The sequence below is a fragment of the Coprococcus sp. AF99-45 genome (genome assembly GCF_027663865.1).
GTDB lineage: Bacteria > Bacillota > Clostridia > Lachnospirales > Lachnospiraceae > Allocoprococcus > Allocoprococcus comes.
The window spans coordinates 1-1,618 of sequence record NZ_JAQDGZ010000054.1 but is presented as its reverse complement, the minus strand read 5'-3'; the positions used below and the strand labels follow the sequence as shown (position 1 = coordinate 1,618).

2 protein-coding genes and 1 pseudogene are annotated in these 1,618 nt (G+C 39.3%); 1 reads left to right on the top strand and 2 read right to left on the bottom strand.

Features of this window, described 5'->3' with window-relative positions:
• Window positions 1–354: pseudogene (locus PGR14_RS15965) on the top strand (helix-turn-helix domain-containing protein); the annotation flags it as partial.
• Window positions 355–415: 61 nt separating this feature from the next.
• Here the strand turns inward: PGR14_RS15965 and PGR14_RS15960 are convergent.
• Window positions 416–1,378 (bottom strand): DUF3658 domain-containing protein, encoded by a 963-nt coding sequence (locus tag PGR14_RS15960; protein ID WP_270223720.1) that lies wholly within the window; start codon window positions 1,376–1,378, stop codon window positions 416–418.
• A 29-nt stretch (window positions 1,379–1,407) separates the two neighbouring features.
• Window positions 1,408–1,618 (bottom strand): TnpV protein (locus tag PGR14_RS15955; protein WP_270223718.1); only part of this gene is annotated, 211 nt, incomplete at its 5' end.

The following is a 1,618-nucleotide window of genomic DNA, read 5'->3' as shown; positions in this document are numbered from 1 at the left end:
GGCGAAGATGACCCGCATTTGAAGGTGCTGCAAGCCGCACATATCAGTGATGATGAGTATTTCAGTCACATGGTTCTGGATGACCTCAACCTGATTAGCCGGGATATTCGGGAATTCCACAAAAAGGACAGCGAGAGTGCGCCCCAAACTGCCGTTGCCGATGAACTGAAAGAAAATCTGGAAGCGGTCGAAAATTTCAAGGGCAGTCGAGATGAAAAACTGGTTATCCTTTACTGCAAGCAGCTTGGTATCAACTATAAAAACCTGTCAGAAGAAGAATTTCGCTGGTTCATTCGTATTCTCAAAAAATCAAAGAAAATGGGAACGCCTATCAGCCAGAGGAAAAAATGGTAAAGAAAAACCGCTGTTGCATGGTTTGTTGGATTCCATGTAGCAGCGGTTTGTGCTGTGGTTATTATTTCATTCGTTTTCTTAATATTCGGCGATAATTTGTTTCTCCCTTTGGTGCGTCCTGTATAATTTCCAACACACCATCTTCAAGCATTTTATCAATGCGATTGGAAATCCATACATCACTAATTCCAAGTTGATATTTTCCTAAAACATTACCTATGACAATAGCCATTTTGAATTGCTCTGGCTGTTCCGCAATTTCACGAAGAATGAAACTATCATATATATCTTCTGAAACGCTTTGCAATTTACCATTTAACATTGCACGCAAAGGTGCATTTTCATTTTGAAGTTGATTCCATTTCATAGTACAAGCTGAAAGAAATACAGGATTAGCTTTCTCTTGTAGAGTTATATAGTTTCCCCATTCGCCAGGAGAGACCTCGCCCCATGCTATTTTGGATGTCATAGTATTTTCTTTTCCATATTCCCATGTAGGTAACTTAACCAAATAAATTGTTGTCTGGCAGTTTAATGGTTGAAGTTGTTTCATAAGCCAATACATACCACAAAGCTCATCTGGATTATAGCTATACCAAATGCGAATTTCTTCCCCAGCTACATATCGTTCAATCACTGAGGTCAATGTAGTTTTAATTTTCTGTATTTTTTCTTCAACCTGATAATCTAAATCCTCTACAAAGCAGACAGACAGCATTTTCTTGAAAATATTTTTCCGCTGTTCGCCAATTCCATTATCAGAAATATCTCCCACACTAAGAACCATATCAAAACAATAAACATCACTGCTCTTGCCTCCCAATGGAATAGCATTCTCCCAAGCAATGCGTTCTTGTTCCTGTGCTTGAAGCTGTGCCTTTTTCATTTCATCTGAAGATGGAACACTCTCGTCTTCGTGCCTCATAAATATTGAAACAGCACTTCCTCTATACTTTCCCTTGCCGTAAGTTTGGGCAATTTTCAAACTTCCACAGGCACTTTCACCAAATACAATTTCAATCATCTTATATACCTCCGATTTAATTGCTCCCGTTATGAATAAATCATCTCATACAAAACAATTTCTTCTGCCCTGTTGTGAATGTTATTGCAACGCTGCACCCATTCCATTTGTCGGGTACACTTCAATTCCTCTGTCACGCCCTCGGTAGCTTTCATCTGCTCCATGATAGTGTCTAACCGTTTTTGTGCCTGTTCATTCAGGTCTGCAAGATATGTCAACAATTCTCCGGTCAGTATCAAT